This is a genomic window from Alteromonas sp. S015 (assembly GCF_036864485.1).
GTDB lineage: Bacteria > Pseudomonadota > Gammaproteobacteria > Enterobacterales > Alteromonadaceae > Alteromonas.
Map to the genome: position 1 here is coordinate 479,291 of NZ_JAZETO010000002.1, position 21,832 is coordinate 501,122.

General features: G+C 42.6%; 22 protein-coding genes. 10 read left to right on the plus strand and 12 right to left on the minus strand.

The genetic code is table 11. The annotated features are described in order from the left end of the window. Position 1 precedes the first annotated feature (1 nt). Together V7R42_RS06110 and V7R42_RS06115 are read right to left on the minus strand one after the other, a co-directional pair. Positions 2–1,831 (minus strand): polysaccharide biosynthesis/export family protein, encoded by a 1,830-nt coding sequence (locus V7R42_RS06110; protein ID WP_334019302.1) that lies wholly within the window; start codon positions 1,829–1,831, stop codon positions 2–4. A 4-nt stretch (positions 1,832–1,835) separates the two neighbouring features. Continuing rightward, entirely contained in the window at positions 1,836–2,234 is a 399-nt protein-coding gene (locus V7R42_RS06115; protein ID WP_334019303.1) for a hypothetical protein, read from the minus strand. Positions 2,235–2,722: 488 nt separating this feature from the next. Between V7R42_RS06115 and wecA the strand changes: the two genes are divergently transcribed. The 4 genes from wecA (at position 2,723) to galU (ending at position 6,842) form a co-directional block, all read left to right on the plus strand. Further along, positions 2,723–3,781, plus strand: a complete 1,059-nt coding sequence (gene wecA / locus V7R42_RS06120; protein ID WP_334019304.1) for a UDP-N-acetylglucosamine--undecaprenyl-phosphate N-acetylglucosaminephosphotransferase — start codon at positions 2,723–2,725, stop codon at positions 3,779–3,781. Positions 3,782–3,897: 116 nt separating this feature from the next. After that, the gene (locus V7R42_RS06125) at positions 3,898–4,785 is read left to right on the plus strand and encodes a glycosyltransferase (RefSeq protein ID WP_334019305.1); all 888 of its coding nucleotides are present in this window, start codon (positions 3,898–3,900) and stop codon (positions 4,783–4,785) included. Beyond that, entirely contained in the window at positions 4,782–5,651 is an 870-nt protein-coding gene (locus V7R42_RS06130) for a glycosyltransferase family 2 protein (protein ID WP_334019306.1), read from the plus strand. The genes V7R42_RS06125 and V7R42_RS06130 overlap by 4 nt, the downstream gene beginning before the upstream one ends. A gap of 297 nt (positions 5,652–5,948) precedes the next feature. Further along, positions 5,949–6,842, plus strand: a complete 894-nt coding sequence (gene galU, locus V7R42_RS06135; protein WP_334019307.1) for a UTP--glucose-1-phosphate uridylyltransferase GalU — start codon at positions 5,949–5,951, stop codon at positions 6,840–6,842. Positions 6,843–6,965: 123 nt separating this feature from the next. Here galU and V7R42_RS06140 read toward each other — a convergent pair whose 3' ends face one another. From V7R42_RS06140 to queF, 7 genes are all read right to left on the minus strand, one after another. After that, complete coding sequence (locus V7R42_RS06140) at positions 6,966–7,286, minus strand: ComEA family DNA-binding protein (protein ID WP_334019308.1); 321 nt, start codon at positions 7,284–7,286, stop codon at positions 6,966–6,968. A 400-nt stretch (positions 7,287–7,686) separates the two neighbouring features. Next, positions 7,687–8,694, minus strand: a complete 1,008-nt coding sequence (locus tag V7R42_RS06145) for an isocitrate dehydrogenase (protein WP_334019309.1) — start codon at positions 8,692–8,694, stop codon at positions 7,687–7,689. 230 nt (positions 8,695–8,924) lie between these two features. After that, positions 8,925–10,535, minus strand: coding sequence for a histidine kinase (locus V7R42_RS06150; protein WP_334019310.1), 1,611 nt, complete (start codon positions 10,533–10,535; stop codon positions 8,925–8,927). A gap of 11 nt (positions 10,536–10,546) precedes the next feature. Further along, a complete protein-coding gene (locus V7R42_RS06155) occupies positions 10,547–10,921 on the minus strand; it encodes a DUF3192 domain-containing protein (protein ID WP_334019311.1) in 375 nt (124 codons plus the stop codon). A gap of 192 nt (positions 10,922–11,113) precedes the next feature. Then, the gene (ppnN, locus tag V7R42_RS06160; protein ID WP_334019312.1) at positions 11,114–12,490 is read right to left on the minus strand and encodes a nucleotide 5'-monophosphate nucleosidase PpnN; all 1,377 of its coding nucleotides are present in this window, start codon (positions 12,488–12,490) and stop codon (positions 11,114–11,116) included. A gap of 11 nt (positions 12,491–12,501) precedes the next feature. Next, positions 12,502–14,058, minus strand: coding sequence for a diguanylate cyclase (locus V7R42_RS06165; RefSeq protein ID WP_334019313.1), 1,557 nt, complete (start codon positions 14,056–14,058; stop codon positions 12,502–12,504). 72 nt (positions 14,059–14,130) lie between these two features. Next, positions 14,131–14,991 carry an NADPH-dependent 7-cyano-7-deazaguanine reductase QueF gene (queF, locus tag V7R42_RS06170; protein ID WP_334019314.1) on the minus strand — a complete coding sequence of 287 codons (861 nt, stop codon included), beginning with the start codon at positions 14,989–14,991 and terminating at the stop codon, positions 14,131–14,133. Positions 14,992–15,136: 145 nt separating this feature from the next. Between queF and syd the strand changes: the two genes are divergently transcribed. After that, complete coding sequence (gene syd, locus V7R42_RS06175; protein WP_334019315.1) at positions 15,137–15,679, plus strand: SecY-interacting protein; 543 nt, start codon at positions 15,137–15,139, stop codon at positions 15,677–15,679. A gap of 59 nt (positions 15,680–15,738) precedes the next feature. On the opposite strand, the gene V7R42_RS06180 is transcribed toward syd, so the two are convergent. Next, positions 15,739–16,050 carry a hypothetical protein gene (locus V7R42_RS06180; RefSeq protein ID WP_334019316.1) on the minus strand — a complete coding sequence of 104 codons (312 nt, stop codon included), beginning with the start codon at positions 16,048–16,050 and terminating at the stop codon, positions 15,739–15,741. Positions 16,051–16,355: 305 nt separating this feature from the next. Between V7R42_RS06180 and V7R42_RS06185 the strand changes: the two genes are divergently transcribed. Together V7R42_RS06185 and V7R42_RS06190 are read left to right on the plus strand one after the other, a co-directional pair. After that, positions 16,356–16,721: a DUF3192 domain-containing protein gene (locus tag V7R42_RS06185; RefSeq protein WP_334019317.1), complete on the plus strand. Its 366-nt coding sequence runs from the start codon at positions 16,356–16,358 to the stop codon at positions 16,719–16,721. Positions 16,722–16,942: 221 nt separating this feature from the next. Further along, a complete protein-coding gene (locus V7R42_RS06190; protein WP_334019318.1) occupies positions 16,943–17,590 on the plus strand; it encodes a GNAT family N-acetyltransferase in 648 nt (215 codons plus the stop codon). 947 nt (positions 17,591–18,537) lie between these two features. On the opposite strand, the gene V7R42_RS06195 is transcribed toward V7R42_RS06190, so the two are convergent. Both V7R42_RS06195 and V7R42_RS06200 read right to left on the minus strand, forming a co-directional pair. Further along, a complete protein-coding gene (locus V7R42_RS06195) occupies positions 18,538–18,840 on the minus strand; it encodes a DUF3301 domain-containing protein (RefSeq protein ID WP_334019319.1) in 303 nt (100 codons plus the stop codon). Beyond that, positions 18,841–19,890, minus strand: coding sequence for a DUF3549 family protein (locus tag V7R42_RS06200; protein WP_334019320.1), 1,050 nt, complete (start codon positions 19,888–19,890; stop codon positions 18,841–18,843). A 205-nt stretch (positions 19,891–20,095) separates the two neighbouring features. Here V7R42_RS06200 and V7R42_RS06205 point away from each other — a divergent pair, with 205 nt between their 5' ends. The 3 genes from V7R42_RS06205 to V7R42_RS06215 all read left to right on the plus strand — a co-directional run bounded on the left by V7R42_RS06205 (position 20,096) and on the right by V7R42_RS06215 (position 21,789). Then, entirely contained in the window at positions 20,096–20,440 is a 345-nt protein-coding gene (locus V7R42_RS06205; protein WP_334019322.1) for a YqcC family protein, read from the plus strand. Between the two features lie 47 nt (positions 20,441–20,487). Next, the gene (gene truC, locus V7R42_RS06210) at positions 20,488–21,273 is read left to right on the plus strand and encodes a tRNA pseudouridine(65) synthase TruC (RefSeq protein WP_438823635.1); all 786 of its coding nucleotides are present in this window, start codon (positions 20,488–20,490) and stop codon (positions 21,271–21,273) included. 66 nt (positions 21,274–21,339) lie between these two features. Beyond that, entirely contained in the window at positions 21,340–21,789 is a 450-nt protein-coding gene (locus tag V7R42_RS06215) for a flavodoxin domain-containing protein (protein ID WP_334019324.1), read from the plus strand. The last annotated feature ends 43 nt before the right edge of the window (positions 21,790–21,832 follow it).

Genomic DNA, 21,832 nt, shown 5'->3' on the forward strand with positions numbered 1-21,832 from the left:
TCTAATCAATAGCTACGTTAGCTGCAACAGCAATTTGATAGACGATCTGAGTAATGTCTTTAACCGCTTGCAATAGCTTGGTATCTATCGCTGGCAGCACAATAATTTGGTCACCTGGCTCAAGCTTACTATCATTGCTAGAAAGGAACGAGTCATTGACGCTTGCAAAGGCTACGTTACCATTTTTACGAACAATCAAAATGCGCTCATCTTCAGCACGCTCCGTGAAACCGCCTGCCCACGCTACGTAGTCCTCGGTTGTCGCATCTGGATTAAAGACCACAGATTGAGGCAGCAATACTTCGCCCCCAACATGTATCAAATCGGTTACTTCAGGGATGACGATAGTGTCGTTTGGCTCTAGAAGAATATTTGCTATGTCGCCGTTTTCAGCGACAACCACACGACCTTGCGGTTCGACTTTACGCGCTCGGGCGATAAAATCTGCCACAAGCTGTGCTTCTTGAGCCCTGATGGCGCCTTCACCTGTTGAGCTTATTGGTGCGGTATACATGCTTCTTTCAAGGCGCTGTAAACCCTCTTCAATGATTTCCTTTTGTTTCGTGGCAACACTTTCTCTAAGTAGATAAATGTTTTGTGTATCAGAAAGCGCGGTGTCAGCTTCAATATGGTCAAGCACGTCAAGTAGGCGCGCACCTTTATCAACCATAATTTGCGAAGCGCCTGCGAAAGCACCTTCAACATTTATCCGATAAATTTGAGGTTCGTAATCGGCAATGTATTCAACGGTATCGCCTGCGCTTAGCGCTAAAGATGCGAACTCGTTTAATTCTAAATAACGAGCGAACTGCTTATTATTGCGAACACCTGATACCGAGGCATGGGATGCAAATTCACCAGGGCGCGCGAAGTAATTAACTACGCTGCCATTTAATTCTTCGTTGAGAAATTCAAACGTAAAACTATTACGAGCGCCAGTTTCAACCACAATAGTGTTGCCAATTGGGTGCACTAAAATGGTATCGCCATCTTTAAACGACATCTGAGGCAGCTTCCCATTTCTGAAAAAGGCATATAAATCGGCAGTCGCGACAACTTTACCATTGCGCACAATGTCTATCTGTCTAAAACTGCCTCGTTGAAAATCAACTCCACCAGCGCGCTTTAAGTAATAAAGCACGCTATCTGAAGCAAGGCCTGCGTACTGTCCAGGGCGCAATACAGGACCTGATACAAATATAGACACGGGCGTTGACGTAAGAAGATTTACGTAAACATTCACATCATTGGTGTACACCTGCCTAATTTTTGCTGTAACTGTTTGGTTTACTGATCCGGCGGGCGTATTAGCAACGCGGATAGGGCCAATATTGGGGATGAAAATGTTACCTTGGTTGTCAACAGTGACTACATTTGAAAAATTCACGGCGCCCCATAGCCAAATATTTATTTTATCGCCAGGGGCTACTAAGTAATTGTCGTTTAAGCCCGAACTGCGTTCCGACTCAAAACCACCAATGAACAGATTGGCAGCGAATGGCGGGTTTTCCATAGGCGCTTGCGCAGGAAAAACCGTATCAATAGTAGGCTCACCGGGAAGATTGACACCATTTCTGGGTTGTGTAGAAAATTGTCCCATTGAGTTTACTGCACCAGATGCACCAGGGAGAGTTCGCTGTGTTGTGATGCTTAACGGAGATATCGATTGAGTAGCAATGCCGTTTTGAGATTGCTGCGCTCTTTCTCTAAGCTGTTGCAACTGCTCAATGCTTTGTGCTGAAGCAGGCTTTAACAGCATGCTGCCAATTACTGCAGTACACGCTATTAACGCCAGCCCTTTTAATGTATTTGTTATGCCCATAAACTTCATTTACTTATTCACCTTGCGCTGTCGCGGAAACAACGAGAGGAGAAATGACTCTCCATTGACCATCCCGTTGGCAGGTTGTTACTTTGCGTTGCGCCCCAGCGCGAATGGAATCTGTATCTTGTAAAGAAAAGCGGATACATTTATTTCCTGTCGCCGAAATATAGTGCTTGGAAGCTTCGTATTCGTAACCATCAAAGCGGATTGTGAAAGACTCCCTAGTGTCGAAATAAATATTGGCTTTTGGTATATTTATTGCTGTCTCTTTGTCCGGAACTAAGGAATAAGCAAGAGATGAGTGCACTAAGGGTATGTCAGCTTTAGTAACTTTAGGTGAATTAGTGCACCCTGTTGCGTTCACCACTAGTGCGAATGGCAAAATTAAACGTGTGAATTGTTTGAACATTAGCTTTCACATCCATATAGCAATTTCGCGCTAGGATAACATAAGTTTCAAAAAAAGCATGCTTGCTATCGCATGGGCGCTACGGTTTAAGACTTCAAAGAGACCCTTACTTTGACAGCAAGTTCAAAAGTGTGAAAAATTTATATATTCATTGGAATAACGACGTTTTTTGCCCGTTTAGATATAGTTTTTTTGATGCCAATGCAGTTTAAAGCTGCTTCAATCCGAAATTAGAATTTTTGCGGCATTTTAAAAAGCTTTTGAATCGATATTTTTGTAATTGGGGTGGTTACTTAAACAAATGTTTTATATCATATGGTGGTTTTCCACCCGCACAGTTACAGCTAAAAGCCCTCTCCGCGTTGGAAAAACGGAAGTTGTACAAAAATGGAATCAACATTGAGTTTTTTAAACAAATTTATAAGTGTATTGGTTATGCTCGAAACCTCATATTTTTCGCAAACCGATGACGAGAGGTTGTGTGTTTTATGCTAGCGTACTTGCAGTTCGTCCCGCTTTTTACTGCATTTTTCGTAGCCCTAATTCTATTAGTGGTGATGACGCCGTTAGCGCATCAATTCGGTTTGGTGGACCAACCTACTGCACGTAAACGCCATGCAGGTATTGTCCCTTTAACGGGAGGTGTTGCGATATTCATGGCTGTACTTGTGGCGAGCGTTGTCACTGACGTATGGATGAAGAACGACCCCTTATTTTTTACCGCGTCTGCTTTTGTCGTCTTGCTTGGTATGCTAGATGACCGTTTCGATTTAAGCGCGAAAGGCCGCCTAATGTGTCAATTTGGTGTGGCCGCGATCATGGCGTGGAGTGCACAAAATTACATTACCTCGCTTGGTAACATTTTTGGTACCGGTGAGGTACTACTCGACCTTGGCGGTTACTTCTTTACTATCATTTGCGTTGTTGGTGTTATCAATGCGTTCAACATGATCGATGGAATTGATGGCCTGGCAGGTGGCATGAGTCTCGTTATATTGCTTACCGTGGCAGGCTTTTTGATTTTCACTGGCAACGGCGTATCAATCATGGAACCCCTCATAATTGTTGCCGCTATTGTTCCTTTTCTTGCTTTTAATTTAAGTTGGAAAGGGTTTAAAGGTAACAAGATATTTATGGGTGATGCGGGAAGCATGTTCGTAGGACTTACGATTGTCTGGCTGCTCGTTGATCATACACAAGGTGATACTGCTGCGTTTAGACCTATAACGGCGGTGTGGCTTGTGGGCCTTCCTTTAATGGATATGGCAGCAATTATGTATCGCCGTGCGCGCAAAGGTCAATCGATGTTGAAACCAGACAGACAACACCTTCACAACATCTTTATGCGAGCTGGTTTAAGCAGCAGAAAGTCATTGGTAGCCATTTTGTGCCTTGGTGCGTGTTACTGCTTGATTGGTATTTTAGGTGAAGTTTATCAGGTACCGGAAGCGGTCATGTTTTATGGCTTTATCGGCCTTTTAATTCTTTACAGCCTGGTAATTCAGCATATATGGAGTGTACTTCGCTTTATAAAGCGGTTTGCTTAACAGATTTGGTGAAACCCGTAGAAGGTTGAGTGAAATCTCTGTAACATACCTACCCATTTAAAAGCGCATCAAAGCGCTTTTATTTTCTCGGTTACTCTATTTGCTGGTAAAAATTCTTGATAAATCAATTCTCTATCATTCATAACGAAAATAAAAAAAAGCACATTGAGTCGATTGTCGCAATGGCGGTTTATCAAGCGGACAATGCTGAGTGGCTCAAAGAAGCCATTGAAAGTATAACAGACCAAACATATACCGATTTTCTTTTTATTATTGTTATTGACGGGCCTGTGCCAGACTCAATAACTCACGTGCTCCAAGATGCCGCAAAGAGTGATATAAGAATTATATTAGCGCGAAACAGCCATAACATTGGCCTTGCAAGTAGTATGAATTCTGCCATCGAATTTGGCCTTCAGTTTAATCCCACTTTTTTTATCAGAATGGATGCAGACGATATTTCTGAAGCTCACCGTCTTCTGCGCCAAATCACGTACCTCAAAAAACACAGCAATATTTCTGTGCTAGGATCAGCGCTTACCGAAATAAATGAGAGCGGAAGGAAAGTAGGAGCACGAGTAATGCCTGCTTCTCACAAGCAAATAACGCGAATATTACCCAGACGTTGTGCTCTTAATCATCCAACCGTTGTAATCCGCTACAACGTATTTCATGATGGACACCGATACGATGGTGACTTGACTAACACGCAAGATTATTTCTTCTGGATTACCCTTGCTTCAGAAGGTTACATTTTTAGAAATCTAAAAGATCGCTTATTGAAGTTTAGAAGAGTTAACAATTTTTATAAGCGCCGAGGTTTGAGTAAGTCGCTCAATGAATTCAAAGCACGGATATATGCCATCACTAAACTAAAGCAGTTTTCTCCTTATAATTTTTTCTATGCATGTGGCGTATTGTCGTTGCGTTTGATGCCTGGAAAAGTGGTGAAACTTGCGTACAGGCTTGACCGGCACTTGTTAGAGAGGTTTAGTAAGCATTGAAGACAGGGATTGTAGTAGTACTTTATAATCCAGATGTTAGGCATGTTGACGAAATTGTCAGAGCATTTTCTGATCCTGAATGGGATTTGGTATTAGTTGATAATTCTGATAAGGCGAATGACTGTTTTAGCTCATCTAATTGTACTTACATCCATTGCAAAGCCAATGTAGGTATTGCTAAGGCTCAAAATATTGGTTTAAAAACGCTTTTTGATAAAGGCGTTGAGTACGCCTTTTTGCTAGATCAAGATAGCTTGTTTACGCCTTCTATTGCCCTTGAGCTATTACAGCAGTTTATGGCTTTAGAGAAAAACACTCCCATTGCTGCTTTAGGTCCATCTATTTACTGTCAGTTCTCGAAAGGTATTGAACAAGGTGTTTTGCAAAAAGGCAAAAAAGTCTCTGATAATTTGAAAGAAGTAAAACAAATTATAGCTTCAGGCATGCTAACCTCTCGATACGCTTTTGAGCGAGTCGGAGAAAAAGAAGAGGCACTTTTTATTGATGGCGTCGATCATGAATGGTGCTGGCGTGCACGTGCAAAACGCATGGTTATTTATCAATCGCTAAGTGCTTGTATGCCCCATCGACAAGGCGATGATAGGATTAAGGTATGGGGGATTACGTTTAAGCAAGGTTCCCCGATAAGGCTCTATTATCAGTTTCGCAACGTCTTGATTCTTGCACGACGTCGTTATGTTCCACTTTATTGGAAGCTTCGTCATGTTTGTGCAATACCCGTGAGATATATTGTTAATCGATTTTATTTTACCCAAGCAAAAGAAAGAGGTCTGTATATGCGTGCAGGGCTACGGGATGGCGTTATACTCCGCAGCGGTCCTTTTCAATCTGATAAAAGCCGTTAAGTAGCGTTGGTGATAAGCAACGCATCGCCAACTAATGTATACGCAGTGTGAAAAATCTACTCATTACTCTTTCACTAATTTAGTGCATTAGATATTATTTATCCCAAGTTTTGTGCGTTTAATGGTAAGAATTAGCCGCAATGCCCATTTTCAGGACATTAATGCTCTAAAAAGGTAATTGGAACATTGATTGCATTAGTCTGCTAACAATACCGAATATTAATCAGCTTGAGGAATAACTGAAGACGATTTGTCGACTTGAGCATGTAGCGAGAATTTTAAAAAGGATATTGACTTATGAGTCAGGTTAAAAAAGCGGTAATCCCTGTAGCGGGCCTTGGGACAAGAATGCTTCCAGCGACAAAAGCCATCCCGAAAGAGATGCTACCAGTAGTTGATAAGCCATTGATTCAATATGTGGTAAGCGAGTGTGTCGCTGCGGGGCTAAAAGAAATTATCCTTGTAACGCATGCTAGTAAAAATAGTATCGAAAATCACTTTGATACCTCTTTTGAGCTAGAAGCAACATTAGAAAAGCGTGTTAAACGTCAGTTGTTAGAAGAAGTTCAATCAATCTGTCCAAAAGACGTTACTATCATGCACATTCGCCAAGGTGTTGCAAATGGTCTTGGGCACGCGGTTCTTTGTGCTCGTCCTCTAATTGGAGACGCGCCATTTGCGGTAGTTCTACCTGACGTCATTATTGATGACGCAGCAAGTAATCCCAAAAAAGACAATCTGGCCGATATGGTTGCTAAATTTAACACTAGCCGTGTAAGTCAGGTTATGGTTGAACAAGTTCCCGAAGAAGATATTTCTAAATTTGGTATTGCGGACCTAGACGGAGCGGCTATCGCACCAGGTGAGTCGGCAAAGATCCATAAAATGGTAGAGAAACCGCCTCGTGATGAAGCGCCTTCTGATCTTGCTGTTGTAGGTCGATATGTTCTTTCGGAAAAGATATGGGACTTGCTTGAGTTCACTCCTCCAGGAGCAGGTGGCGAAGTTCAGCTTACTGATGCCATTGACGCATTGATGAAGCTTGAACAAGTTGACGCATATTACATGAAAGGCAAAAGCCACGATTGCGGCAGCAAGTTAGGGTATATGAAAGCTAACGTTGAATATGCTCTACGTCACCCATCATTGGGCGATGAATTTAAAGAATACATCGCATCAATAGTCAAATAGGCTTACCAAGGGATTGAAATAGATAAAATGCGCCGTAACGGCGCATTTTATATTTGTTTTTCATTAGAAGGCTTAAGTGCTAGTTAAGTACTTAGGCTATTCTGAAGCAGGACGCTGGATAACTTATCTTACCTGTACATAGCCTTCAATTTTATAAAGCATCTTTTCACCAATGCCTTTGACTTGGGTAAGCTGTGCCACCTCAAGAAACGGACCTACTTCTTCGCGGTATTTAATAATAGCTTTCGCTTTAGACTGCCCAACGCCGGGTAGGGTTATCAGTTGCTCTACGGTTGCCGAGTTTAAATCGATACGTTGCTGTTGAGTTGTACCTGAACCTGCACTAACTTGCGCTTTTTCGTCATCCGCTGGCTGAGCATGCACCATTGGTGTTTGAAAGGTTAATGCAGATAGTACGAGTAAACCTGAGAGTAATTTTTTCATCATCTTTCCTTGTATGTTGCTAAGTGCGCCATAAACGTGATCGGCGCAATATTTAAGTAAATGGGATTTTAGTCATGTACCAAAGCGCGCTGACTTTTATAACCTTGATGCAAGCGGAGTAGGTCTCTCTCGAAAAGTTCCTGTCCTCTGCTATGACCAAGTTACAAAGCTCAGCACACTTCGACGTGTACGAAGGAAATAATAAAGATGAACGTGAAAAGCGGAAGTCCAGTTTTAGTACAGTTTAATGCGAGAGCGGTTAGGACTGTTGCGCAATTAAAAGACTTCTATCCAGACCAACATTCGTAAACCAAAGCTCAACAGGGCTTGGTAATAGAGGCACAAAAAAACGGGCTGTAAAGCCCGTTTTTAAATAATTGAAAAGTGCAAGCTAAAATGCTTATAGACGGTCAAGAAGCGCCTGCGTGAATTCCGTTGTACCGGCTTCACCACCAAGATCACGCGTTGTGCGATCGCCAGACTCGATAACGTCTTTCAGTGCTGCGCGAATTTTCTCTGCTTTATCGCCCATGTTTAGGTACTCAAGCATTTGCGCTGCTGCCAAGATTACCGACGTCGGGTTAGCTAAGTTCTTACCAGCAATGTCTGGTGCAGAGCCGTGTACGGCTTCGAAGATTGCACAATCTTCACCGATGTTTGCACCTGGTGCCATACCAAGACCACCGACAAGACCAGCACACAGGTCAGATAAAATGTCACCGAAAAGGTTAGTCGTAACAATAACGTCAAATTGATGTGGGTTCATCACAAGCTGCATACAGCAGTTATCAACGATCATTTCAGCTGACTCAATGTCTGGATAACGCTCACCAACTTCACGGGCTACTTTAAGGAAAAGACCTGATGTTGACTTAAGGATGTTAGCTTTGTGAACAGCTGTTACTTTCTTACGACCTTCACGGCGCGCTAATTCATAAGCAAAAACAACGATTTTTTCAGCGCCTTCACGAGTGATTTTACTCATTGCTTCAGCTTCGTTACCGTCTTCTGATACAACTTGGCCAAGACCAGAGTACATACCTTGCGTGTTTTCACGAACGGTAATGATATCGATGTCTTCGTAACGTGCTTTTGTGCCTTTGAATGACATCACAGGACGAAGGTTTGCGTACAGTTTGAACTGCTTGCGAAGACTTACGTTGATTGAAGTAAAGCCTTCACCAACGGGTGTAGTTAAAGGGCCCTTAAGCGCAACCTTATTTTTTGCGATTAGGTCTAAAGTTTCTTGAGGTAGAAGCTCGCCATGTTCTTCCAGTGCGACTAAACCAGCGTCGGCATAGTCATAGGCAAAGTCACAGCCAACCTTATCTAGAATTTTTGTGGTTGCATCGATAATGTCCGGGCCAATGCCGTCACCGCGAATGACTGTAATACGTTGCTGAGTCATGTGGAGGGATCCTCTGGTAATTCTGTTGTCAAAATCGTTAGGTTTATTCAATTTGTAACTTGACGCTTATGCGCCAATTTCTGCCTGCTTACTTATTATAATGGAAAATGTAGGGAAAAAGGGTTAAGCACTGCAAAAGTTGCCGTATTTTATACGATACCTGGCACAAGTTATAGCCATTCGTAAATATTAATTAAATAGCTGAGTTCGATGTTCAAAAGTAAATGGCGTTATAGAGCTAGTGGACAGAACAGAAGGGGGCCACTGGCGTCTAACGCGTTTATTACATCATCTCTTCGAATACCTAAGATATTTAAAAGTGTTTTGATACTGATGTCCTGTAGTAATGAATAGACATCCTTATTGAATAAACACGCTTTGGCCAGAGCAAAACTTAACACCAGAATTACTTGTTCTTTTTGAAGTGATTTTGGCACCTCCGTACTTTCTTTACTGCATTGATGTATTACGGCTCGCCATGTCGAACTTTGATGCCAACTACCAGCGAGTTCTGAAGCGATAGCAAGCCAAGGGGTGTCAGATTTGACCCTGAATGCATTGTTAATAGACACCGCTTTGCTATGGTCGACAGGTAACGACAAAGACACCTTAAAACCTGGCAGCGTGAACAAAGGCGTACAAACGAAGGTCATCGTTAATGCGGCAGATTGCGGAGAAAACTTCGAATCGGCGAGTTGTGCAAAGTAGCTTGAAAATGAACAGGCTAACAAGGTTAATTGCTTACACATTCCCATTAGTGGGAACTGGTTTTGCGTTAATCGTTCTAGTAGGGCAAATTGAATAAGCATGTCACCTACACGTTCAATGCCATAGGTTAAAACTGCCTGCTTGATGTTTTTTACTGGGAGCTGAAGCCGGTTGTCCTGACTCGCAGTGTGCATCAAAAAGTGATTAAACGTGGGCACCCTTTCAATGTTTTCGCAAAGCTGTTCAATATCCACATCACGTTTATGCAGTTCGTCAATAATGGAAATTAGTGCTTTAGGGGGATGCTGAATTGCGAATGTAGAAGGCAAAAACGGTGTGCCGCCATGATTTACTCTAGCAGTAGCCGTATCAGCATATAGAGCAACGAAGTGTTCAAACGGCATTGATCGTGAAACTGGTGAGTGTATAGACGAAAGAGGAAGCCACTTTCCATCTTCATCGTCTTGGCTAAGCATGAATACGTAGCCGTGATCTTGCTGAATGTCGACTAACGCGCCTGGTATCCCGTTCGCGTACACCTTTGCACCAGGTAGTACACAGTCGAATAGGGTGATAAGCGGTGCGATAGGATAACGATGATGCGCCGGAAGGCGAAAAACAATCTGGGTGAAAACCTCACGGTAATCTGCTTTCTTTCTTTTGGTTGCGAAGACATTGGCAAGGAAACAAAGTCTTTGGATCAAGTTAAGCCGAATGTCTGCGACATAGCTGATCGGCTTGTTTGACCGAAATGCGTTTTGCAGTTTGATAATATCTAGCCAAATCGAGAGATTATGTTTCCGCAAAAAGCGAATGATATTGGCCTTTTGGTCGCTCGATGCCCCTTTACTTGAAAACCAGAGCGAAGCAAGTAAAGACGCAAGTACATGTTGCAAATAGTGGTCATTTAACCGACAAAGCTTGCCAAACAGCGCGAGTAATAAAAGATGTTGTGTATCTTTGGGCAGGTCGTTATCAATATGTAATGTTGCTGCAGCAAGCGCAGGGTTGGCATTAACTAAAGTCAGGATACGTTTAGCGCTTTTCAACCAATGATTAACATGCTCCTCGACAGAAAGTTCAGAATTACCTAACTGAACTAGGCGTTTAAGCGTGGAAATGATGTCGCTCACTCCCCATCCTATTAACTTTTTTGATAACTGGAGTAAGCCCCTTCACCCCATGCAATAAGTTTGTCGTTTTCGAAAAGCAACGGTGTACATTCGTCTTGCGTGGTTAAACCGTCTGCCCGCACATGCTGGGTTCTAAAAAACATAACTTGAATAGCTGTGGCACCCTGTCGCTTAGCTTCTGTAATGTCAGGCGACCCAAGCAATGCTAACACTTCTTCTCGGGTGCTACCTAGCTTCAACTTAGTGATTTGCACACGGTTGTATTCTTCACGGTCCTTCCAATCCATATTCTCTGGCTTATCGGGATAGAGCGCGATAACCATAAAAACAAACACCGCATAAAGAGCGATGCCAGCTAAAATTAGACGAATAACCTTGGTATTCATGACCGTTACTTCTCGTTTTTATTTGCTTGAATGTTACTGCAAATCAGAGCTCGACACAGTTCGAGGTCTGAATGTGGGGCTAAATGTGCACTACATTCATTCGTTAAACAATACTCTTTGATAGTGTACCGCAAAATGACTACCAAACATAAGTAGTAAACGTAAGCAAATGCGTCTCGTCACAATACCGTGTTATTTAGTATTTCTCTTATCGCTTTTTACCACATAACACGGTTCGTACGCGCTACCCGGTAGCTTCATTCTATGCTGTTTAACAAATGACTCGAGTAGCGTATCAACTTTATCCATCAGTGTGCTATCACCGGTGAGTTCAAACTGCCCGTGTTTTTTTATCTGAGCAATGCCTTCTGCTTTAACGTTACCCGCAACAATGCCGGAAAACGCTTTGCGTAAATTGGCCGCTAAATCACTTTTGCTTTGGTCTAGATGCAGCTGGAGCGCGGCCATACTCTCATGCGTTGGAATAAAGGGCTGTTGGAAATCTTGCTCAATCTTCAACGACCAATTGAAGCTGAATGCATCGCCCATAGCACCTCTGAATTTCTTTACTTTTTCAAGGTGTTTACTCATGGTGCGCGCTACTTCTTCTGGGTCATCCACGATGATTTGGTATTTTGACTGTGCCTCTGGGCCCAGTGTTGCTCCCACAAAAGCATCAATGGCTTCAAAGTATTCTTCACTACCGGCTGGCCCCGTTAAGATGAAAGGAAAAGGTTGCTGCGAATTGCGCTCATTCATCAAAATGCCAAGTAGATACAATAGTTCCTCGGCAGTGCCTACACCACCTGGGAACACGATAATTCCATGTCCGAGCCTAACGAACGCCTCTAAACGCTTTTCGATATCGGGCATGATAATGAGTTCGTTTACAATGGCGTTGGGGGGCTCGGCGGCAATAATACTCGGCTCAGAAATACCAATGTAACGACCTGTTTTGTGGCGCTGTTTGGCATGGCCAATAGTAGCGCCCTTCATTGGACCTTTCATCGCGCCGGGGCCACACCCTGTGCAAATATTCATGTCACGCAAACCAAGTTGATAGCCCACCTCTTTCGTGTACTTGTATTCCACTTGATTAATGGAGTGCCCACCCCAGCAAACAATTGTGTTTACGCCATCGTTACCTTCAAGTGCTTTGGCATGACGCAGCATGTCAAATACCATGTCGGTGATGTCGTTACCTTCAGCCGGTGCGGTTTGATGAAGAAAGGCATACTTGTTCCCCATGTAAAGCAAATCTCGAAGTACGGCAAACAAGTGTTCGTGCACACCACGTACAAGCTTTTCGTCAACGAAAGCAACCTCAGGAGGATTAACAAGTTCTATTTTTACGCCTCGCTCACGACGAATGAGCTTTATTTCGAAATTCTCATAGGGAGCAAAAAGTGCTTCAAAATTGTCTTCGTCAACACCGCTGTTTAATACTGCAAGACAGCAGTTTCTAAACATAGCGAAGAGCTCGCTGTTAGTCGCGTCTTGAAGGCGAGAAACTTCTACTTGTGACAGCTGGCTCATCCAGCCAACAGGGTTAAGCTGCACTTTCTTCATATTTTTACTTCCTATAAGTCAGTGCTTAAATCAGTAACTACGAGGTTGCGTCCGTTTCGTTTTGCTTTATAGAGGTACTCGTCGGCGCGTTCGAAAACCGTTTCGGTCGTATCATTGTCATTGAAACACGTTGCGCCAAAAGAAGCGGTGACTTTTACTTTTTCTTGTTTAAATTTGAACGGCATTGTGGCAAGTTTAGTTCTAACTTCATTAAGCTTGTTATCAATATCAGTCATCTGTGCCTGAGGCAGCAGCATTACGAATTCTTCTCCTCCCCACCTTGCGATAAAGTCATTTTCCGACAGACTTTGCTTTAAGAACTTGCTCACTACTTGCAGGGTTTTGTCGCCCGCAGCGTGCCCGAATCTATCGTTGATAGACTTAAAATGGTCAATATCGACAACAGCCACCGCAAGTAAGTCACCATTTTCTTTAAACTTAGTGAAAGCGGCTTCTAGTCTTTCGTTATAAGCTTGTCTATTAGGCAGTCGTGTTAGCGGATCAGTTCGGCTTTGCATCGCCTGTTCGGCCAGTTTTTTCTTATAAACACTGGTTTGTTGCTGAAGGGTATCTATTCGCGATTGCATAGAGGATAACAATGCCATCAGTGCTTCTTGACCTTGTTGGTCGTTACTTTGCTGCTCACTTAACGTAGCCACAAGCTTTTCTACGCGAAACTGTGTCTGCTCTTTAAGTACTTCAAGGGAATGACTTTCTGATACGGCTTCTTCTATGTGAGTTATTTCACGTTTGAGCTGCTCATTACCCGCTTGGCGCTGCTTGAATTGGGCTTGGCTACCTTGAATAGAGTTATTTACATCGTTACTCACTTCACCTAATGAGCGATGAAGGCTTTGAATCACTTTTCCCGTTATGCTCGCCTCTGACATGGCGTCTTGCACGATCATGCGTAAAATCACAACGCAGCTTTTCAGTAGCTTGTCTTCATCCATGCCTTCATCAAGACGTTGTTTTATATCATTGAGTTGAGGATCATTTGGCTTTTTCTGCGCATATGAAGTAATTAAATGATTAAGTTCAACCAATATAGAGCGGTAGTGAGGGTTATCATCTTTAATTGAACGAGCCGGTGCGCTTTCATTGTTATTGGGCTTAGTTTCTGTGGTTTCAGATGGCTCAAGTCCAACCATTTCTTTGTTAAGCGCGATGCGGTGAAGTGCAATGGCTTTTGCATAGAGTTTATAAATACTGAAGATATCCCCCACAGGTTGATTTAACTTAATCAATTCCTGCGTGGTTAACCCTTTTAATTCAGTATCTTCAAATACAATTTTCTGTAGTTGTTTCATCGCATCTTCTAGCGATGAAACAGTATCAACAGTGTATTTTCTAAGCGTTATCTCTTGGTGCTGTAGAGATTTATTGAGTTTTTCAATACTGACCGCCGCTAGACTGAAATTAGGTGTGCCAGAAAGGTGGCCTCGCAACACCTTAAGTTCAGTATCGATCTTATCCGAGAAGCCCTCATAAAATGCTGAGAGCTTCACTATAAACTGACAAAGAAGCGCGTTATTTTGTTTTAGCGTTTGTAGTTGTTTTGCTTCCATAATCTCGTCTTAGTTCTAATTCGCTATTACTGCCGCGGCTTAGTTAGCGTTGGTATATACTTCATCGTTATATTACTGACGTGCCTGACGATGATTAGCATAAGGCGCTTCATAATTTGAACGGAAAGGGTTGATATCTAAACCTCCTCGTCGCGTGTAACGAGCGCAAACGGTTAACTTATCTGGCTGACAATGCTGCATGATGTCGTTGTAGATGCGCTCAACACACTGTTCATGAAATTCATTGTGTTGCCTAAAGCTAATTAGATATTTCAAAAGCCCTTCGTGTTCAATAGCGTTTCCTTCATACCTAATTTGAATACTAGCCCAATCTGGCTGACTTGTGATTAAACAATTAGATTTAAGTAAGTGAGAAACAAGCGTCTCTTTGACGTCAATTTCGTTGTTAGCAACATTTAAATATTGGGTGTTAGGGGAGTATTGACTGATTTCTACATCAAGATTATCTAACAAGATACCTTCAAATTCTTTGAACTGTAGCGATGAAAATTGCTCTGGAAGAATGAGTTTTACTTCGACAGATTCTCCTGCACACGCCGATAAATCAGTTTGTAATACTTTCTCTACGTCCTTTACAGAAGCGAATTTTGTTTGGTTAAAGCTATTCAAATACAGTTTAAATGATTTTGATTCAATTAAATGCTTCGAGGTAATGGGAACGTGACACTCCAAAATTGCTACATTGGGCTTACCTTTTAGGTTAAGCCAAGAAAGTTCATATCCTGTCCAGATATCGATACCATCAAAAGGTAAAACTGAGCTAGCCAAGTTCAACGTATCACGACTTAAACTGCGCGGTACGCCTTGCAACAAGTCAGGATTATATTCAAACTCATAAGCGACCTGTTTGCCCAACGATAGATCATCGGGGGCAGAAATAACAATTTTTTGAGGAGAGTTGTCCGTCGACATAAGAACCTTTTATCCATCTACGAGGGGTTGAAATTAGCTAACTGCAGTAGCGAAACAAAGCCGTGCAGCGTATAAAAGCGACCCGTGTATTGACTTAACCGTTTAGTTGTATAGTGTACCCCAAAAATACGCAGGTAACGTCATAATGGCTCTAACAATTTCCGCACAATTAGATAAATTTGTATCATCTTATGTCGAACACACCAAGGGGGAAGGGTTAAAGATTGCATATGATAGCGAGTGGCCCTCGCCGTGCTATGAAATGTCGGCGCAAGATGGTGATCTGGTTAGATGGTCTCCAACGCTTCAATCGCCTCGGCAGTCTTTCAATAATGTTGAAGAGGCGCTATCGCTAAAGCTAAACCCAGACTACTGCGAGTATTTTACTCGTTACTACAGCGATAATTTAAAGGCTACTGCTCCGCAAGGTCGTTGTGAATTACTTCAAGTTTTTAATAACGAAGATTTCGAGCGATTACAGCAAAACTTAATTGGGCACTTGTTGATGAAGCAAAGACTCAAGCAAAGGCCAACATTGTTTTTTGGGTTAACCGACGAAGAAGATTTTGTTCTAACCGTTGTTAACGAAAGTGGCGAAGTTGCACTAGAGCAGGTAGGCAGAGAACCTACTCAAATCCTTGCGCCTTCCCTTTCGGCTTTTCTTGAGCAACTTACACCCACTATATGACAATATCACTTTAAATGGCGTTAATCAGGCCTAAAATTACCGGTTTGCAAAACGCTAAGCTATTGAGCGCTAATAATTTGATGTAGTGCTTGTTTAAGAGCTGCTACTTCTTTTTCCAAAACGTCGACCCGTGTGTTCAAATTGTTTGACTGCTCTGTTGTGGTGGCGTGGTTTTGTTGTAATACGTTTTCTTCGTTAGGTACATCTAACTTAGGCTTATGTGCGTGAAACCGCTTGAGCGCTTCAATGGCTTCGGTTACTGATACTTTAAAGGGCGCTTTGGCACGTAGAATGGCCACTGACGGCGTTTTACCTTGTTTGTGCATTTGAACACACAATAAGTGAAGTTGCTGTAAGTTAGAATTACTCATAATACGAAAATGGTTCAAGGTTGAGAATCGCCTCAGTGTAGCTTGTATATGTAGTCAATTTCACTAAAAAATAACTCATTTCACTATACCTAAAAGTTAACGGGAAAAGAAAAAATAAAAATAGATATAAAAATCAATGGTTTAATTTTTTGGCCCTATTCTTGTTTAATCAGTCATAAATTACGTTATCACTAACAAGCGTAGTGGTTTTTGCACGAATAATATGAGTATATTAATGTCTATTCAGTGTTGGTTCACAAAGTAGGCGTAGTATCAAATAAAAACAACATAAATAAGGAATTCACATGAAAACGGTTCTTCTTTCTGTAGCTTTGGCATCTTCAGTTTTACTTTCTGGCTGTGTCGTATCAGTAGGTGGTGGATCGGACAGTCACTACAGTGCTGATTGGGAAGATAGAGAGTTTAACAATCGTAAACATATAGCGAATCTTGAAACAGGGAAAAGTTACGAAAGTGTGCTAAGAAAAATGGGCGTAGCGGATTTCAACGAACTGTTCGAGAAGCAAGATGGAACATATCGCGTACTTTATTACCGTACTCAAAAAACCATGGGTGACGGTATTACCACAAAGGACGAGTGCACACCTTTAGTTTTCAGAAACGGTAATTTGATAGGTTGGGGTGACAGCGCTTATAGTTTGATGCACTAATTAAGCCTTTTATTGGTAATTTACGACGGATGTTGAAATTACTGTAATATCCAACGTGTTAATAAAAAGTTAACAAGTCGGGGCTTTTCGCGTAGGCTAAAGTTTATACAGTTTAAGTGGGTTGTTGGCGCAATGGTAAAAGTTGTGCGCTAACGTCCACTTTGCCCGTATTGTTTAGATGGGCAAAAGAAACCGAAAACTTTGCGTACAAGGAGCCCCTCATGAATACTGATACCATTAACAATGCAATAGCCCCGCTGCATGACACGGTTAAAGCCATCTATCTGTGTGTAGATGATCTCAAAGTTGCCGCCTCCATTCTATACAATGCGTACGTAGACGACCCTTTATTTATTGATATTTTCCAAGCAGAAAAAGAAGGATATGAAAGCCGTCTAAGATCGGCCATCCGCGAAGAGCTCAACGCATTTTGGGTAGCGGAGCAGCCCATGATTGGCTTATTTGATGATGACAGGCTTATCGCCGTTGCATGTTTAACCGCGCCTGATGCGGCATTTGGTTCAGGGCGTTACTGGCACTGGAGATTGCGAATGCTTTTGACAGCAGGCCTGTTTGGCACCAAGCAAATGTTAGAAAAAGAAGAAAAAGTACGCTCATTAGTACCCGCCGACAATTTCCACATGCTAAGTTTCATCGCGGTTCATCCTGATTATCAACATCATGGGCTAGGGCATGTATTGCTAGGTGCTGTTGATAGCGTGGTAGAAGAGGATGCAAAAAGCGAAGGCGTTTCAGTATTTGTGACTATAGAAAAACATCGTGCTTTCTTTAACGATGACAATTATCAGGTTGTGGGGCAACTCAGCCTTTCTCATGTGAACGGCGACGTAATGTTTAGGATGAAATGATGCTTTTTTCGATGAGACAGCTTTATTAAAACCCCACCATAAGTAATTCCAACCTCTGCACCAAATTTACCATAGCGTTTGTAAGACATTTCCTACAAACGCTGTGAGTGATCTTACTTAAATCGTGAAAGAAGAATTTATACTAAAGTATAAAGCTGTTGATTACATTGAAGTTTTTTTATTTAGTCAAAAGTCGTACAAAAATTTTTCTTAAATCTCTGTAATTCAATATGGCGGTAATAATTGGAAGGGATACTATGAACATGTCACAAGGAAACACGACGAGTCACGGATTGAGTAAGGAATCATCAACGGAATAAGTTAGGACAACTTAAGGATGAGACTCTCACAAGGCAGTGAGTGAAGGGAAGGGAAAGCAGATAGGATTCTGCATTAAACGGACGTTGAAAACGGATTTGATAGGGAATAAGGGAATTCATGGACGAGAGACGAGATAGGACATCACGTATAGGACGTTGCAGGGATAAAGGGACTAAAGCTAGCAAGGAGCTAGAGGCATGAAGCCAACGGCAGGGTTGCCATCAAGGAACTTCTAGTTTACATGGACGAGCAAACCAGGGACGAAAGAGGGACATGCTAACGGATTAGCAAAGCTGTAACAGGATGTGCAGCGAAAAATGGAACGAAGGAAGGGAGCGTCAGCGGAGTCTGACAAGGACAGCCTCAGGAAGAGGAACGCTGTATGAAGGATGTACAGTAGCTTAGGACAAAAGGAAAGGGACCTACGCATGGAAGGGTAGCTCGCACAGGAAGGCGCGAGAGTAGATGGAAAGGGGCGTATACGGATTTTAATCGGGAAGATTTTAGTCGCAAAGGATCGCGGAGAAGGATACTCAAAATTCCAGGAAAAAGGGGAGCCGTCAGGTTCCCCTTTTTTTTGGAATTTATGGGCGGCTAAAAGCCTTCGAGCCTTCTGTTATATTTGCTCAAACCCTATGGGGCGGCACTTCTGTTCGCATAACCCTTACTCCTATCAATTCAACTTCGCCGGTATATCGGTCCTCTCCATTACTCGAAAACTCAAAGTTGAATACACTGTGCCAATCAGGCTTGCCATATTTGAATGAAAACCGTGTTTTTGTTCTCGCCACACTCAGTAACTGTAAGTTGTGCTTATCGCAGTATTGCTTTAAGTATGCATTTGTTTGCTCGGAAATGGCTCTAATGCGCCAAAACTGATAGCCAGTAAATCCAATAACCAACCACACCACCAATTCAAGTAACGTCATTTATTTTCTCGCTTGTGCAAACAACTGTTGAAACGCATTGCTGAGAATCTGTGGGGGGGCTTTGGAATGCAGAAGTGTTAGCACTTGTCTGCGTAATTTCGGGATTTGCACTAAATCCGAAAAGAACCCTGCGAATAAGGCGCCTTTATGTCCCTCTTTTTCATCAACGTTTGCCACCTGCTCTAAAAAGGCACTAAGTAGCAGTGGTTCCATTTGGTCGAAATGGCGTGCTGCAATAACGCTTAAAATATCAAGTCTTTGCGACTTTTCGCTTTTTAATAGTTCGAGTAGTTTGTTGTTGATGGTAGGGTGAAAACTACCTTCTGACGTGCCTCTCAGCGCGGCTAAATTGATGTCATCACTTTTATCTATCTCAAATAAATACGCCGTTAATAGATTTTCAGGCAGAGAAACGCTTTCGCTCATTTCCATCAGTGTGTTAAGAAAAACCTGTGAGTAGAGTGAAGTGTTGGTTTCAATTGCTTGCGTTAACCCGTCTTGTTTGGGGTGATGGCTTAGGCTTTGTACAAAGTCGGCCACGCTTTGCATGGGTATTTGCTGCCAGTCAACGAGTTGTGGGGCTTGAATGTAGGCCTCCACTTTTTGCGCATCTTCACTTAAAGGCTGGTTTAGGGTGCGTTTGACTAATCCGTTAAATTGAGCGAGTTGCGATTGATTGGGAACAAACGAATAAGGATTATCAGGCAATGTTTGCGCGTTTTCAGTATCTTCAGCAACAGACTGACCTAGTGCATCGACAATAATTTCTAGAAAATGATTCCTTGCAGCGGCAACCACTAAACCTTGCTCATCAAGCGGCAGTTTCACAAACCAAATATAGTGTTGCGTGGATGCGTTTTTATTCCAAAAGACGATGCCGAACCACGCGTGCTGCTGACGAGGGTAGGGTGCGTAAGCACTGCCGTTTTCTATTTCTAGAAAAGTCTGACTATCGGTGGGTTCAAGGCGACGACCTAAATCAAAAACCTGGTATTCAGTGCCTGCATGTAACAAAAACTCGCTGATAGAATTAATACTGTTAGCGCTCATAACTCGTTCCAAAATACTGCTTTAATTAAAATTTGTCAGTGGGCAAATCTATGTATGGGGGACTTCTATGAGTGACCGCCAACAAACACGAATAATGGTATCACAGCAGATGAATTTCAACGATAAGACACGCAGACTTATGTTGACCTTTAGCCCCTGATATACTGCGCGCTTCGAAATAGAAGCGTTTTTTTGCGGAGTTGCTGTGAGTAAAGAGAGTCGTGCCTGTCACATTGCACTTGTTAGGGCATTGGAGCAGTTAGAAACTGTTATGGAAAAAGATGGTGTTTGGCCTAAGAAAATGCCTGCTGAGCAAGACCTTAAAACTGCTATGGAAAGTGCGGTTCCTTTTGCTGTCGACTGTTTAGCGTTTGAGAGTTGGTTGGCTTTTATTTTTATTCCCAAATTGCGCATCTTGTTATCGCAAGAGAAGCCTCTGCCGCCTATGCAAATTGCGCCTGCAGCACAAATATACCTATCATCGGCGAATCAGCGCACGCTTTCCCAGCTACAAAAAATTGATAACATTGCCAATGGATACATTGGGTGAGCAAACACAACGCACAATGCGGAACGATTTAAAAAGGCCAATTAACTGTGCATTCAGATGAGCAAATAATAGGAAAGGTAGACGTTGGTGAGGAAGATAGTGTTAACGCTCTTCATTTACCTGTGTTGTACCAAGACGAACATATCATCGCGATTGAAAAGCCGCCAGGTCTACTAGTACACAGAAGCCCGATTGATAGACACGAAACGGTGTTCGCAGTGCAGACACTTAGAGACCAAATTGGTCAGCATGTATATCCAGCCCACCGATTAGACCGGCCCACATCCGGTGTGTTGGTATTTAGTTTTAACTCAGAAATAGCTGCAAGATTGGGGCAGCAAATGATGGACAAGCAAGTGGTCAAAGCGTATCACGCCATTGTTCGCGGTTTTGTGCACCACACCGGCTATATTGATTACGCGCTAAAATACCGTTACGACAAAATTGCCGATAAGCATAAGCGTCCGCAACAGCCGCCACAGCCCGCGTCAACTATGTACCAGTCTGTAGCAAAATTCGAAGTGCCTGAGCCTGTAGGAAAATACCAAAGCGCCCGATATTCGTTAGTGAAACTTTCACCTAGTACTGGGCGCAAACATCAGCTTCGTAGACACATGGTTCATATTCGACACCCCATAATCGGCGACACAACTCACGGGGACGGCAAACAAAACAAATTCGCCAAGCAACACTTTAATTTTAATAATTTGGCCTTAAGTTGTACTCACATGGGCTTTTCTCATCCCGTCACTGGAAAGTGGGTAACCATTAATTCACAGATGCACAGTGAAATGCGACTATGGCTTGAAAAATTAACGCCGTTTAGCGTTTAGGTTGATAAAATAGTAAGAATTTCCGCCTGCCGACAAAGGCGATGATCATTGGTTTAAGAGGTAAAAATGGCAACATTGAAAATTATTGCGGGTACAGTTTACGGTAACGCACAACACGTAGCTGAGCAGGTGGAAGAGAACTTAGCTGAACAGGGCGTGGATTGCTCACTAGAAAGCGACCCGTCGGTTGCGGATTTCACTGATGCTGACGCACTTTTGATCATCACCTCTACAACAGGACAGGGCGATGTACCGCCAAACTTAGAGTTTGTGTTTTCAGATTTAAAAGACGAATCGCCTATGCTAACCGGCAAACCATTCGCGGTGGCAGCCCTAGGCGATAGCAGCTATGGCGAAAGTTTCTGTGGTGCAGGTAAACAGTTTCAAGCGCTACTTACCGAACTACGAGGCAACGCAGTTGCCGATATGTTAGAGGTTGACGCGATTGAAACCCTAGAGCCCGAAAAAGACGTAGTAGAGTGGGTTAATACCATTAAGGATAAACTATTGGCTTAAACCTTAGAAATACTTTGATTACAATTAGAAAGAGGCGCATAAG